The 13,475-nt window shown below is 65.5% G+C and carries 12 protein-coding genes; all 12 read right to left on the minus strand.

What is annotated here, in order from left to right; translation table 11 throughout:
• Window positions 1-12: 12 nt before the first annotated feature.
• Window positions 13-786, minus strand: coding sequence for an ABC transporter ATP-binding protein (locus H7F36_RS17165; RefSeq protein ID WP_187051944.1), 774 nt, complete (start codon window positions 784-786; stop codon window positions 13-15).
• A complete protein-coding gene (locus H7F36_RS17170; protein WP_187051945.1) occupies window positions 783-2,606 on the minus strand; it encodes an ABC transporter permease subunit in 1,824 nt (607 codons plus the stop codon). The genes H7F36_RS17165 and H7F36_RS17170 overlap by 4 nt, the downstream gene beginning before the upstream one ends.
• The gene (locus H7F36_RS17175) at window positions 2,603-3,643 is read right to left on the minus strand and encodes a branched-chain amino acid ABC transporter permease (RefSeq protein WP_187051946.1); all 1,041 of its coding nucleotides are present in this window, start codon (window positions 3,641-3,643) and stop codon (window positions 2,603-2,605) included. Before H7F36_RS17175 ends, H7F36_RS17170 begins: the two co-directional genes overlap by 4 nt.
• A 37-nt stretch (window positions 3,644-3,680) precedes the next feature.
• Window positions 3,681-4,850, minus strand: coding sequence for an ABC transporter substrate-binding protein (locus H7F36_RS17180; RefSeq protein WP_187051947.1), 1,170 nt, complete (start codon window positions 4,848-4,850; stop codon window positions 3,681-3,683).
• A 116-nt stretch (window positions 4,851-4,966) separates the two neighbouring features.
• The gene (locus H7F36_RS17185) at window positions 4,967-5,701 is read right to left on the minus strand and encodes an SDR family NAD(P)-dependent oxidoreductase (RefSeq protein ID WP_187055157.1); all 735 of its coding nucleotides are present in this window, start codon (window positions 5,699-5,701) and stop codon (window positions 4,967-4,969) included.
• The gene (locus H7F36_RS17190) at window positions 5,698-6,525 is read right to left on the minus strand and encodes a cyclase family protein (protein WP_410003041.1); all 828 of its coding nucleotides are present in this window, start codon (window positions 6,523-6,525) and stop codon (window positions 5,698-5,700) included. The genes H7F36_RS17185 and H7F36_RS17190 overlap by 4 nt, the downstream gene beginning before the upstream one ends.
• Window positions 6,526-6,541: 16 nt before the next feature.
• Window positions 6,542-7,804: an SDR family NAD(P)-dependent oxidoreductase gene (locus H7F36_RS17195; protein ID WP_187051948.1), complete on the minus strand. Its 1,263-nt coding sequence runs from the start codon at window positions 7,802-7,804 to the stop codon at window positions 6,542-6,544.
• Complete coding sequence (locus H7F36_RS17200; protein ID WP_187051949.1) at window positions 7,801-9,000, minus strand: thiolase family protein; 1,200 nt, start codon at window positions 8,998-9,000, stop codon at window positions 7,801-7,803. Before H7F36_RS17200 ends, H7F36_RS17195 begins: the two co-directional genes overlap by 4 nt.
• 32 nt (window positions 9,001-9,032) lie before the next feature.
• Window positions 9,033-10,652, minus strand: a complete 1,620-nt coding sequence (locus H7F36_RS17205) for an AMP-binding protein (RefSeq protein WP_187051950.1) — start codon at window positions 10,650-10,652, stop codon at window positions 9,033-9,035.
• Window positions 10,649-11,140 carry an aromatic-ring-hydroxylating dioxygenase subunit beta gene (locus tag H7F36_RS17210; RefSeq protein ID WP_187051951.1) on the minus strand — a complete coding sequence of 164 codons (492 nt, stop codon included), beginning with the start codon at window positions 11,138-11,140 and terminating at the stop codon, window positions 10,649-10,651. Before H7F36_RS17210 ends, H7F36_RS17205 begins: the two co-directional genes overlap by 4 nt.
• Complete coding sequence (locus H7F36_RS17215) at window positions 11,140-12,453, minus strand: aromatic ring-hydroxylating dioxygenase subunit alpha (RefSeq protein ID WP_187051952.1); 1,314 nt, start codon at window positions 12,451-12,453, stop codon at window positions 11,140-11,142. Before H7F36_RS17215 ends, H7F36_RS17210 begins: the two co-directional genes overlap by 1 nt.
• A 16-nt stretch (window positions 12,454-12,469) precedes the next feature.
• Window positions 12,470-13,471 carry a PDR/VanB family oxidoreductase gene (locus H7F36_RS17220; RefSeq protein WP_187051953.1) on the minus strand — a complete coding sequence of 334 codons (1,002 nt, stop codon included), beginning with the start codon at window positions 13,469-13,471 and terminating at the stop codon, window positions 12,470-12,472.
• Window positions 13,472-13,475 lie beyond the last annotated feature (4 nt).

Consider the following 13,475-nt stretch of genomic DNA (forward strand, 5'->3'; position numbering starts at 1 on the left):
AGTACGGCGCTTTCATCGGGAAAGCTGGTCCTGGTGCTTGCCGGCGAGGCCCAGGTAGGCCTCGACGACACGCGGGTCTTGCGCCAGTTCGGCGGCCGGGCCGTGCATGCTGATGGCGCCGGTTTCCAGCACGTAGGCGTAGTCGGCGACCTGCAGTGCGGCACGTGCGTTCTGCTCCACCAGCAGGATCGAGACACCGCGCTCGCGCAGCGCCGCGATGATGCGAAAAATCTCCCGCACGATCAGCGGCGCCAGGCCGAGGCTGGGTTCGTCGAGCATCAAAAGGCGCGGCCTGGCCATGAGGGCGCGGCCGATGGCGAGCATCTGGCGCTCGCCGCCCGACAGCGTGCCGGCCAGCTGTTCTCGCCGCTCCTGCAGGCGCGGGAACAAAGCGTAGATTTCTTCCAGCGTTTCCGCGCTGTCGCGCAGGCCGCGGCGATGCCGGTCGAAGGCGCCGAGCGCGAGGTTGTCCTGCACGCTCATGCCGGCGAAGAGCTCGCGCTTTTCGGGCACCAGCGTCATGCCGGCGCGCACCATCTGCTCGACCTGCGGCGAGCGATGCACCGTGCCGTCGAGCACGATCTCGCCGCGCGACGGCAGCACGCCCATCACGGCAGAAAGCAGCGTGGTCTTGCCGGCGCCGTTGGGGCCGATCACGGTCACGATACGTCCGGTGAAGACCTCGATATTGGCTTTGACCAGCGCATCGACCTTGCCGTAAGAGACGGTCAGGTCGCGGACTTGGAGCACCTTGTCGGTCGTTGGGTTCTTCAGCGCAGCGCTCATGCGTCCACCCCACCCAGATAGGCCTCGAGCACCGCTGGATTTTTCTGCACCTCGTCGGGCAGGCCCTCCGCGATCTTCTGGCCGAAGTCCATCACCACCACGCGGTCGACCAGGCCCATCACGAAGTCCATGTCGTGCTCCACCAGAAGAATCGCCATGCCCTCCCCGCGCAGCTTGCGCAGCAGGTCGCCGAGCGCTTCCTTCTCTTTGTGGCGCAGGCCGGCGGCAGGCTCGTCGAGCAGCAGCAGGCTCGGATCGCTGGCGAGTGCGCGGGCAATCTCCAACGTCCGTTGCTGGCCCAGTGCCAGCGAGCCGGCCTCGTCGAACATGTGCTCCTTCAAGCCGACGCGCTCCACCTGGTGCGCGGCCTCGGCCATCAGGCGCGCCTCTTCGGTGCGGTCGAGTCGCCACGCCGCCGCCAGCACGCCGCGCTTGCCGCGAAGGTGCGCGCCGATGGCCACGTTCTCCAGCACGCTCATCTCCGTCATCAACCGCACATGCTGAAAGCTGCGGCTCAGGCCGAGCTGGGCGATGGCGCGCGAGCCGCGGCCGGCGATCGAGTGACCGCGAAACATCACCTCGCCCGACGTGGGCGTGTCCACGCCCGAGAGTTGATTGAACATCGTGCTCTTGCCCGCGCCGTTGGGGCCGATCAGCGCGAGGATTTCGCCGGCATGCACCGTAAGGTCCATGGCGTCGTTGGCAATGAGTCCGCCGAAGCGGCGCGTGACCGCCGTCGCCCTCAGCACCACTTCGCCACGTGACGGCATCGGCCGGCGCGGCAGCGGCTCGGCCGTCGGCGACACGCTGCGGATGCGCCCGGCTTGCAACTTGGGCATCAGCGTGGTCATGCAGCGTGTGACAAGGCCCCAGAGGCCCGATCGCGAACGCTGCAGCAGCACGATCAGCAGCGCGCCGAACACGATCATCTCGAAGTTGCCGCTGCGGCCCAGCAGGCTCGGCAAGATGTCCTGCAGCCATTGCTTCGACACGATGATGACGCCGGCTCCGAGGAACGCGCCCCACACCTGGCCGGCACCACCCACCACCGCCATGAACAGGTAGTCGATGCCGTATTGCAGGCTGAACGGAGACGGATTGACGAAGCGTTGCAGGTGCGCATAGAGCCAGCCCGAAGCACAGGCTTGCAGCGCGGCGATGACGAAGATCACCATGCGCGAGCGCGCGGTGTTCACGCCCATCGCCTCGGCCATGACCACTCCCCCTTTGAGCGCACGGATGGCGCGGCCCTGGCGCGAGTCGAGCAGGTTTTGCGTGGTGAGCGCCGCCACCAGCACGAAGGCCCAGATGAGGTAGTACATCTGGTTGGCGCTTTCCAGCTTGACGCCGAACAGCGAGATCGGCGGGATGCCCGGCAGGCCGGTTTGTCCGCCCAGTCGGTCGAAGGTGCCGAACAGGTAGTAGAGGCTCAGGCCCCATGCGATGGTGCCGAGCGGCAGGTAGTGGCCCGACAGCCGCAGCGTGAGCGCGCCCAGGACCAGCGCGACCGCCAGCGTCAGCAATAAGCCGGCGAGCAGCGCGATCCACGGCGAGTGCTGTGCCCAGGTGAACATCGCGGGCACTTCGATCACGCCGGTCGACAGCGCGGCCGTCGTGTAGGCGCCCAGTCCCACGAAGGCAGCCTGGCCGAAGCTGGTGAGGCCACCGACGCCGGTCAGCAGCATGAGACCGAGCGCGACCAACCCGTAGAGGCCGATGTAGTTGAGCAGCGTGACATAGAACGGCGGCACCACCAGCGGCGCGACGATGAGCAGCAGCACGAAGATGCCGAGCCCGATGAATGAGCTTTTGGCGCTCATTCCTCGTCCTCCACGTGCTTGCTGGTGAGCGACAGCCACAGCAGCACCGGGATGATCAGCGTGAAGACGATGATCTCCTTGTAGGTGCTGGCATAGAAGGCCGAGAAGGCTTCGATCAGCCCGACGACCACCGCACCGATGGCTGCGATCGGATAGCTCACGAGCCCACCGATGATCGAGCCGATGAAGCCCTTCAGGCTGATGATGAAGCCCGAGTCGTAGTAGATGGTGGTCATCGGCGCGATGAGCACGCCCGACATCGCGCCGATCAGCGCGGCCAGGGAAAAAGTGGCCTTGCCGGCGAACACTGGCGAGATGCCCATGAGCCGTGCGCCCATGCGGTTCATCGCCGCGGCCCGCAGCGCCTTGCCGTACAAGGTGCGGCCGAACATCAGGTAGAGCGCGCCGATCAGCAGCAACGCGACCGCGATCACGCACAGCGTCTGCGCCTTGATGCGAACGCCGCCGACCTCGATGATCGCGTCGACCAGTGGCGTGGTGCTCGCACCGCCGGGCCCGAAGACCAGCAGGCCGACGCCGACCATCGACACATGCAGCGCGATCGACACGATCAGCAGCACCAGTGCCGGCGCATCGGCGATCGGCTGAAACACCAGCCGGTACAACAACGGACCGAGCGGCACCAGCAAGGCCAGGGTCAACGCGATCTGCAGCGGCATCGCCATCGTGGCGAGCGGCAGCTTGTAGACCGCCAGCAGCATCAGCAACGGATAGACCAGCTTGCCCGCGAACATCCAGCGCAGCGGCACGGCGCGCTCGCTGCGCATCAGCAGCAGCGCCACGTCCACCGCGGCCGAAGCCGCGAACAGCAACGTCACCAGCCACGCCACCGCGCTGGGCTGGCCGGCCTGGATGGCCGCCATCGTCAACGCCCCGTAGGCGACGAACTCGCCTTGCGGAATCAGGAGCACGCGCGTCACGGTGAAGACCAGCACGATCGACAAGGCCAGCAGCGCGTAGATGGCTCCGTTGGTGATGCCGTCCTGGCCCAGGAGAACTGCAATCTGGAAATTCATGCGGTGACGCGCTTCGCTCTTTCTTCGCCTGTGCTGCTTACTTCAGCAGCTTCCAGTTGCCATCCCTGACAGTGATCAGCTCACGGCCGCGATCGTCGAAGCCGCTGTGATCGGCCGCCGTCATCGTGTAGACGCCCTGCGTCGCGACCAGCTCCTTGGTCTGCTCCAGCGCGTCGCGCAGTGCGGCACGGAACTCCTTGGTGCCGGGCTTGGCTTTCTGCGCCGCGATGGGTATCGCCTTTTGCAGCAGCAGGCCGGCGTCGTACACGTTGGCACCAAAGGTGGCGGGCTTGCTGCCGTTGAGCTTTTCGTAAGCCGCGATGTAGTCGATGGCCATCTTCTTGGACGGGTTGCTGTCGGCGATCTCGGGCAGCACCAGCATCAGGCTGGCGGCCAGGATGGTGCCTTCGACCTTCTTGCCGCCGAGGCGCAAGAAGTCGGGCAGCGCAGCGCCGTGCGTCTGGAAGATCTGGCCCTTGTAGCCCTGGTCGAACAGCGTGGTCTGCGGCAGCACGGTCGGGCCACCGGCGGCGGCGATCAGCACCGCATCCGGGGCAGCGGCAAGCACCTTCAGGCTCTGCGCGGTGACGGACGTGTCGGTGCGCAGGAAGCGTTCGGTCGCGACGATCTTGATGTCGTTCTTGGCGGCAAGCTCGCCCACCACCTTGACCCAGTTCTCGCCGTACGGATCGTTGAGCGCGATGACGCCGAGCGTCTTGACCTTCATCTTGACCATCTGGCCGATCAGCGCCTTGGCGATGATGTCGTCGTTCTGCGTGGTCTTGAAGACCCACTTCTTCGGCTCGGTCATCGGCAGCACCACCGCCGCTGTACCGACCGGCGCCAGCATGGGCACACCGGCATCGGCGATGAACTGAATCACGCCCATCGCGTTGGGCGAGCCGCTCGGGCCGATGAGCGCGTCGATGTTCGACTCGCTGATCAGCTTCTTGATCTCGGTCACCGAGTTGGTGGAGTCGCTGGCGTCGTCGCGCGAGATGTACTCGACGGTCAGGTCACCGATCTTGGTCGGCAGCAGCGGGACCGTGTTCTTTTGCGAAATACCGACCAGGGCGGTCGGTCCGGTCGACGATGTCACGACGCCGATCTTCACCTGCGCCAGCACGGGCGCCGCGAACGTTGCGATGGCCGCGAAGATGGCGAGCGCCGTCAGGGACTTGTGTGACTTGAGAGGTTTGCTGGGCATGGAAAAGAACTCCAGGTTGAGAAGAAACTGAACAGAGCAAGAAACGGCGCAACGTGCGGTGCTCGAAGTCGAAGTCGAAGTCGAAGTCGAAGGCACGGTAAATGTGTCTGTAGACATCACAAGGCGAGGCTGCCGACACTGGTGCCGCCGCAAACGTACAGCACCTGGCCGGTGACGAATCCATTGGCAGGGTCGACGAAGAAGCCCACCGCGCGTGCCACGTCGGCCGATTCGCCCAGCCGCTTGACCGGCACCGAAGCGGCCAATGCACGCTCCTTGTCGCTGCCCTCTTCCACCAAGTCGTAGAACATGTCGGTGCGAATCGGTCCTGGCGCCACCACGTTCACCGTGATGCCGTCGGCCGCGAGTTCCAGCGCCCAGGTGCGCGCCATGCCCAGCATGCCGGCCTTGGTGGCTGAATAGGCCGTGCGCGTGGCGAGGCCGACCGCGGCGCGCGACGACATCAAGACGACGCGACCGAAGTGCTGTGCGCGCATGCGTGGCAATGCGGCCTGCAGCAGCTGAATCGCACAGCCGAGGTGCAATTCGGTCAGCGCATCGAGATCGGCCAGCTTGACGTCGGCGAGCAACGCAGGGCGAATCACACCGGCGTTGTGAACCACCGTATCGACCTCGAAGCGGCGCACCAATTCGGCCGCGGCCTCGCCGGTTGCAGCCCTGTCGCCCAAGTCGACCTCGATGCTGTGCATGCGCGGATGGTCGATGCTCGCCTTGCGGCGCGACAGCGACACGACCTCGTAGCCTTTGGCCAGCAAGTCTTCGCAGATGGCCTGGCCGATGCCGGCGCTGCCGCCGGTGACTGCGGCGACCTTGCGCGGCGCTGCGCTCACGAGCCAACCCCAATCAAGGCGAGTACGCGCAACGGACTGCCGCTGCCCTTCTCGATCTTGAGCGGCGGACAGATCAGCACCGCGCCGGCCGGCGGCAACAGGTCGAGGTTGCAAAGGCATTGCAACCCGTAGCGACCCGCACCGTGCATGTAGTAGTGGCACGGGTACGGTGGACGCAGGTGGTAGCCCTGCCCGGCATCGGTGCCGATGGCTTCGGAGCCGAAGCCCAGCACGTCGCGCTGCTCTACGAGGAAGCGGACGGCCTCGGTACTCGGGCCGGGCGTGTGCTGGCCGGTTTCGTCGAAGTTTTGATAAGCCTCGGGGTCGGCGCGCTTGGACCAATCGGTGCGCATCAGCACCCACGCGCCCTTCGGAATGCGGCCGTGTGCGGCTTCGTAGCGCTCGATGTCGGCGACGCTCAACAGGTAGTCGTCGTTCGACTGCACGTCGGTCGAGCAGTCGATCACGCAGGCGGGTGCGACGAAGTTCTGCACCGGAATCGTGTCGACCGAGTTGTTGGGCAGGTCGCGCCCGGAGATCCAGTGGATCGGTGCATCGAAGTGCGTGCCGGTGTGCTCGCCGCAAGAAAAGTTGTTCCAGTACCAGGCCGGGCCGCGCTCGTCGTACTTGGACACTTCCTCAATGCGAAAGGGCCAGCACTGGCCCATTTCGGGCGGCAGCGCGATCTGCGGAAACTCGGGTGTGAGCGTCTGCGTGAGGTCGATCACGCGGATGCGGCCGGTGCTCATCGCGCTCACCAGGCCACCCAGTATTTCGGCGGCGGAGAGCGATGGGGTGTTTATCGTCATGTTGTCTTTGCTCATGCTTCTGCTTCTTCGCTCAGCTGCCGCCCGCGGCCAGCTCGCGCTCGAGAATCTTGGGGTTGTCGCGCCAGCGTTCGAGCCACTCCTGCGCCACGTCGCCGGGATAGATGTCTTCCACGCCGTCGCGCAGTGCCTTCACGATGGCGTTGGCCAGCGTGTCGGGGGCCAGCTTGGGCGCGGGCATCTGCTGGTTCCAGTCGTCGTCGATCGGGCCGGGGAACACGTTGATCACGCGAATGCCGGCCGGCCTCAACTCGGCGCGCAGGCACTGCGACAGCGACAGGGCCGCCGCCTTCGAAGCGCTGAAGGTGCCGTGCGGCGGAAAGTTGCTGAGCGCATAGACCGACAGCAGGTTGACCCACGCGGTCGCACCGGTCTGCCCATCGGCCGCGCGCCCCTTGAGCACCGGGCCGAACTCCTGCGCCAGCCGCAGCAGGCCGAAGTAGTTGATGTCCATCTCCGCCTTGGCCGCGTCGGTGCCACGGCGTGCCCCGATGCCGAAGGTGCGGTGTACCTCGGCGTTGTTGATCACGATGTCGACCTTGCCACCGATCTCGCCGGCCAGCTCGGTCACGGCCCGGCCGTTGGTCAGGTCGAGCGGCACCAGCGTGACTTGCGGCAGCGCCGAGATGTCGTCCAGTCCGCCCAGCTTCTTCCACGGTTCGGCATGACCGACCCAGACGATGTCGGCACCGGCCTTGACCAGCGCGCGCACCAGCGCCTGCCCCACTTCGGTCTTGCCGTCGGTCACCAGAACCTTGCGGAACTTGGGGTCGCTGGTCATTTCACGCAGCATCTTGTCGTCGGCCATATAAGCACTTCCTTCGTTCGGAAAACCAATGAGCACGGCCTGCCCCGCGCGGTCGAGCCGGGCGCCGACGCGCACGCGGGTGGGAGCTTTGTCGACTTCGTCCACTTCGCCGTGCAGATGCACCATGAGCGTCGGGCCGGCATCGAGATGCACCAGGCCCAGTCGCCACGGCAGGCGCTCGCGAAAGTACAGGTCGTTGCTGTGATGCAGCGTGGTCGTCGCGAGCAGGGCGCCCTCGCCGCTTTGTTCGCGCCAGCGCAGGCTGACAGACAGGCACTTGTGGCAGACCTCGCGCGGCGGGTATTGCACCGTGCCGCAGTCGTCGCAGACCTGCAGTTCGAACCGGCCCTCCGCGGCTGCGGCAGTGATGCCGAGCGCGACGCGGCCGCGTGCCCACGGCGGCAGGTTCATCTGCCGGGTGCGCAGCACCGGGTTCTTGCGCGGCGGATGGATGAAGGGCATCGTCATGAGCGCCCTTCCCCGCGGCCAAGACCACGGCCGAGGATCACGGCGCCGGTGCACAGGCAGCGGTCGTAAGTGACCATGCCGAAGCCCGCCACCAGGCCCAACTGCGCATCGGACACGGCACGGTCGCCCGCGTCGCCGGTGAGCTGACGAATCGCCTCAGTCATGCCGAGAAAGCCGCCCGCCGCGCCGGCCTGGCCAGCCGACAGTTGCCCGCCGCTGGTGTTGTTGGGAAAGCTGCCGTCGTGCGTCATCGTGTTCGCGCGCGTGAAGGCCGGGCCCTCGCCCTTGTCGCAAAAACCGAGGTCCTCGAACTGCATCATCACGATCACCGGGTAGTCGTCGTAGGTCTGCACGAAGTCGATGTCCGATGGTTTCACCGCGGCCTGCGCATAGAGATCGTCGCGGTCCATGCGCCAGCCGCCGCGCACCATGATCGGATCGTCTGCATACGCGTTGTGACGCTCGATGGCGCCGTGCACCAGCGCGTGCGGCAGGCCGAGGTCGCGTGCCCGCTCCTCGCCCATGACGAGGAATGCTTCGCCGCCGGCACAGGGCATGACGCAGTCGAACAGATGGATCGGGTCGGAGATCGGGCGCGCCGCCATGTAAGCCTCGAGCGTGAGCGGCTTCTTGAACATCGCATGCGGGTTCTTCAGCGCGTTGGTCCGCTGGTCGACCGCGATACGGCCAAAGTCTTCGCGGGTGGCGCCGAAGGTGCGCATGTAGTTGGCGGTGATGAAGGCGAACACCGAGTTGGGGCCGCCCGCGCCATACGGATAGGTCGCGTCGCGCGAGAAGTTGCTGAAGGCGCCGAGGGTCTGGCGAAAGGAGTCGACATGGTTGGTGTCCCCGGCCACGCAGGCCACGATATCGGCATCGCCCGACTGCACGGCGCGCGCGGCGCGGCGCAGGCACATCACGCCGGATGCGCCGCCTGTGGGTACGTGGTCGAGCCAACGGGGCGAGAGGCCGAGGTGCTGGGTGAGGCCGACGGCGGTGTCGGGTGCCAATGAAAAGCTGCTGACGCAGAAGCCGTCGATCTGTTCTTTCTTGATGCCGCTGGACTGGACCAGTGCATCGACTGCGCGGCCGAGGAACCAGTGGGCCGTGCGGGTGGAGTAGCGCTCGTAGGGGACGGTCACCGGGACGGCCACGGCTACGCCTGCATAGGACTGGCGGCGTTTTACGGTTGTCATGTCAGTGGGTCCGACTCGGGGCGCGGGTGCATTCAGCCCTGCCGCTTCTTCATGGACCGCGTATCGATGCAGTTCGGCTGCGATGGCAAGCTCAGAGCCAGCGCACGCAGCTCGCCGCGCTGAATCTTCTGTGACGGCGTGAGTGGCAAGGCGTCGATGAAGGCGATATAGCCCGGTGCCTTGTAGTACGCGAGTTGGGCCAAGGCATGGTCGACGATGCTCGCGGCAATCTGTTGTTTGGCAGACTGGTCGGCGTCTTCTCGCAACACGATGCAGGCGAGCACTTCGTCTCCGCGCACGGCGTCGGGAGTCGCTGCGACGGCGGAGGATTTGACGGCGGGGTGCTGGTTGAGCACGCTTTCGACCTCGACGGCCGAGATGTTCTCGCCGCTGCGACGGATCACGTTCTTCTTGCGATCGACGAAGAAGAAGTTGCCTTCTGCATCGCGCCGAACCAGGTCGCCGGTGTGGAACCAGCCGCCGGCCCAGGCTTCGTTGGTGGCTTTCTCGTCTTTGAGGTAGCCGGAGAAAAAAGCGCGGCGTGGATCGGTGCCGGTTGAGCGCACCAGCAGTTCGCCCGGTGTGCCGACTGCGGCGTCGTTGCCCTGGTCGTCCATGAGCTTGATTTCGACGAACGACTCTTGTCGGCCGAAGCAGCTTTCGCCGACGAGTCGAGGCTCGTGGTTGGCCATGATGCAGGCGGCGACGCCGGTCTCGGTCATGGCCCATGCCTCGACCAGCGTGAAGCCGAAGCGCACTTCGAACGGTGCGTGGTTCTTGCGGTCGACACCGGCGCCAAAACCCCAACGGATCGCGTGGTCACGGTCGGCGGGCGATGGCGGCGCCGACAGCAGCATCGCGGGCATCACGCCGAGGTAGTGGACGATGGTCGCACCGCTTTCGCATGCGCTTTGCAGCCAGCTTTTTGGATGGAAGCGGTCGAGTTGCACCAGGCAGCCGCCTGCGACCAGCACCACCATCGTGGAGCAGGCCATCGCGTTCATGTGCGTCAGCGGTAGCGGCGTCATCACGCGTTCGGTGTCGCGGCGCACGCTGCAGACGCCGTCCAGCGCGGCGTACCACTCGCCCGCGTTGACGAAGTAGGCGTTGCTCAGGATGCAGCCCTTGGGGCGACCGGTGGTGCCCGAGGTGTAGAGCAGCGCGCATTCGGTGTCGGCGCCGATCGGCTCGGCAGCACGCGGTGCGACGGTTTTGGCGGCGGGCATCGCGTCGTCGGGGCCCATCGTCTCGAAGGCCACGTCGGCCAGTGCGGCGGCGGCCTGCAGGTCGGCGGCACGTTCGGGCAGCGTCACGGCGAGCCCGATCTCGCTGTGGCCGATCAGGTAGCTCAGCTCGGCCGAGCGCATGTCGGCGTTGATGGGCACCACGCTCGCACCCAAGGCATTGAGCGCGAACCAATGGAACAGGAAGGCGGGTCGGTTCTCCAGCAGCAAGCCGATGCGATGACCGTGGCCGTAGCCGGCTGCGGCATACGCCGTACGCATGCGCGCGACTTCAGCGGCGGCGTCGCTCCAGCGGATCGCTCCCGCCGCGATGCCATACGCCGCGGCTGTGACCGACTCGGTGAACAGGAACTCCGCACCGGGCGTGCGTGCCGCCGTCGCCGAAAAGACATCGTGAACCGTGCTCATATGAAGAGTTGCACCGCCGGCAATGCCGCGTCGCAGTTGAGCAGGTTGACGCGCTTAAGCGTAATGCGCAAGGCGCCTTCGTGCACGGTCAGATGATGGAAGAAGGTGCCCACGTAGAACTGAAGCTCATCGCCCTGCGACTCGGTGTAATGGAACTCGGTGCGCATCACAAAGCGGCCCGCATCTGCGTCGAATTGCTCGATCACTGGCACTTGGAGCAAGTGGTGGCAGCGGCTGCGCGGCTGTTGCGAGAACGCGCGCGGGCTCTTGAGGCGCTCGATCCTCAGGTCGCGCAACAGCTTGTCCTCGTACATGTGCGAGGTGTGGTTGATGCCGTCTTCCTGATCGGGCACCAGCGGCACCCAGTAGAAGGCGTCGTCGGTGAAGAGCGCGTTCCACTCTTCGTAGCGACGCGTGTCGAGCAGATGCGCTTCGTTCACGACGAAGTCGATCAGGTCCTGGCGAGTGATTTGAGTCTCGTTGGCCATTACATGGTCTCCGTCATACGTTCTACCCAGCTTCTGTACTGGTTGCGCATCGGTAATTCACTCGTGCCACCCGTCGTGATCTCGCCGCCCTTCAACTCCGACGCGTCGTAGTCGCGATGCAGGCTCACCCACTCGTTGCCGCTGGCTTGCAAACCGGCCTGCATGCCGCGATACGCCTGCAAGTCGTCGTGCCCCACGACGGAGAACGGCGAGTTGATGAGGCGGTTGTACATCGTCGTGCGCTGCAGCAGTTCGGGCGGCGCGCCTTTGAGGCGAAAGGTCCAGCTTTCCACCAGCGTCTTGTCGGCCGCGATCGGCTTGATCACCCGGATCGACTGGATCGCGCCCTTGATCGTGAGGTTCGGGTAATACACGGTGTTGTGCCGTGCCATGCCAAGGATCTGCGCCGTCTTTTCTGCCCCAAAACGCGCCTTCATCGCGTCGTCGTACTCGGGAATCGCCGCGTACTTGCTGTGGATGCTGAAGTGCACGCCGGTGAAGCTGTGGCCGTTGTCGTAGGTGCGAATACCCATGTCGTCGAAGAACTTGTAGTCCGACATGAAGGGCACGAATTGCTCGACGGCCATGGGCTTGGGCGCATCGGCAGGCTGGTCGGCCCACATGCGCTTGGCGGTGCCGGCCGAAGACTCGTGCGCGACCATCGGATGCATCGTGTCGTTGAGGTTCTCGACGAACATCTTCCAGTTGCACTGGTGCATGAAGCGCAGGCACCCGCCCGCTATTTCCAGCTCACCTTCGGGCGAGCGGTCGGCCATGTTGTCGATGGAACTCAGCGAGTCGCCGAAGTATTCGTCGAAGTCCGGCCCGGCATCGTTGATCTTCACGAAGATGAAGCCGCGGTGGGTGCGCACCTGCTTCAGCGTGGTGAGGCCCTTGGCCGATTCGCACTCGTGCAGGGCCGTATTTTCATAACCGGCCTTCAGCGGGATGGCGAGCAAGGCGCCGTCTGTCTTGAAGGTCCAGGCGTGGTACGGGCAGCGAAAGAACTTGCCGGTGTTGCCGCACGACGCGCTCACCAGTCGCGAGCCTTTGTGGGCGCAGCGGTTCATCATGGCGCGCACGGCCCCGTCGGTGTGGCGCACGACGATCAACGGCCGGCCGGCGATTTCGTTGGTGATCCAGTCGCCCGACTTGGGCAACTGGCTCTCGTGGCCCACGTAGTTCCAGGTGTTGGCGAAGAAGTGCTCCTGCTCCAGTTCGAACAACTCCTGGCTGGTGTAGAGGTCGCGATGCACCTGGTCGTTGCGCACCAGCGCGCGCACGGCGTCGGGGTTGTCGCGGTAAGAGGTCATGAGTCTCGTCGCTCCTTCAAAGGTCGATCACGAGCCGCGCACCTTTGGCGCGCGAGATGCACATCTGCATGACATCTCCCTGCGCCTTCTCGCGGGCGGTCAGAACGTAGTCGCGATGGTCGATTTCGCCTTCGATCACCTGCACCACACACACGCCGCATTCGCCGCGCTTGCAGTCGAACATCGGGTCGCAGCCGTTGTCGATCAGGCAGTCGAGCAGTGTCTGGTCGGCCGCCACGGTGAAGCGCTGGCCTGATTGCGCGAGTTCCACTTCGAAGGGTTGATCGCCCTCCTCCATCGCGGTTTCGGTGAAGAGCTCGAAATGCACGCGATCGTGTTCCCAGCCGCGCGCCTGCGTATGGACGAGCACGGCGTCGAGCATCACCTTGGGGCCGCAGACGTAGAGACGATCGCCGGTCGGTACGTCGTTCAACAGCGCCTCGATGTCCAGCGGCGTACCGGCTTCGGCGTCGGCATGCACCTGCAGGTCGTCGCCCAAAAGCGCTTGCAGCTCAGGCAGGAAGGCCATGTGGTCGCGGCTGCGGCCGGCGTAATGCATTCGAACTTCTGCGCCCTCGGCACGGCGGCGCGCGGCCATGGTCGCCAGTGGCGTCACGCCGATGCCGCCGGCCACCAGCACCGATCCTCCCGGGCCGGTGTGCAGCGGAAAGTCGTTCTTCGGTGCTTCGATGGCGAGCGTGTCGCCCTGTTTCAATCGCTCGTGCATGAAGCGCGAGCCGCCGCGGCCATCGGCCTCCTTGCGTACGGCGATCACGTACTCCGCCGGTGCCACGGTGGCGTTGCGCTCGGTCGCGAAGTTGATCAACGAATAGTGGCGCCAGTCGGTCTTGCCGTCGGGCAACGACACCTGCACGCGGATGTGTGCGCCGGCAGCGAAGCCGGGCAATGCCCTGCCGTCGTCGCGCCGCAAACGCAGCAGCCGGATCAGCGGATTGAGTTCGCGCGCCTCGGCAACGCGAAGCTCGAGCGTGGCGGTGGGTACTGCCGAAGTAGTCATGTGG

Origin of the sequence: Variovorax sp. PAMC28562, assembly GCF_014303735.1 — a bacterium.
GTDB lineage: Bacteria > Pseudomonadota > Gammaproteobacteria > Burkholderiales > Burkholderiaceae_C > Variovorax.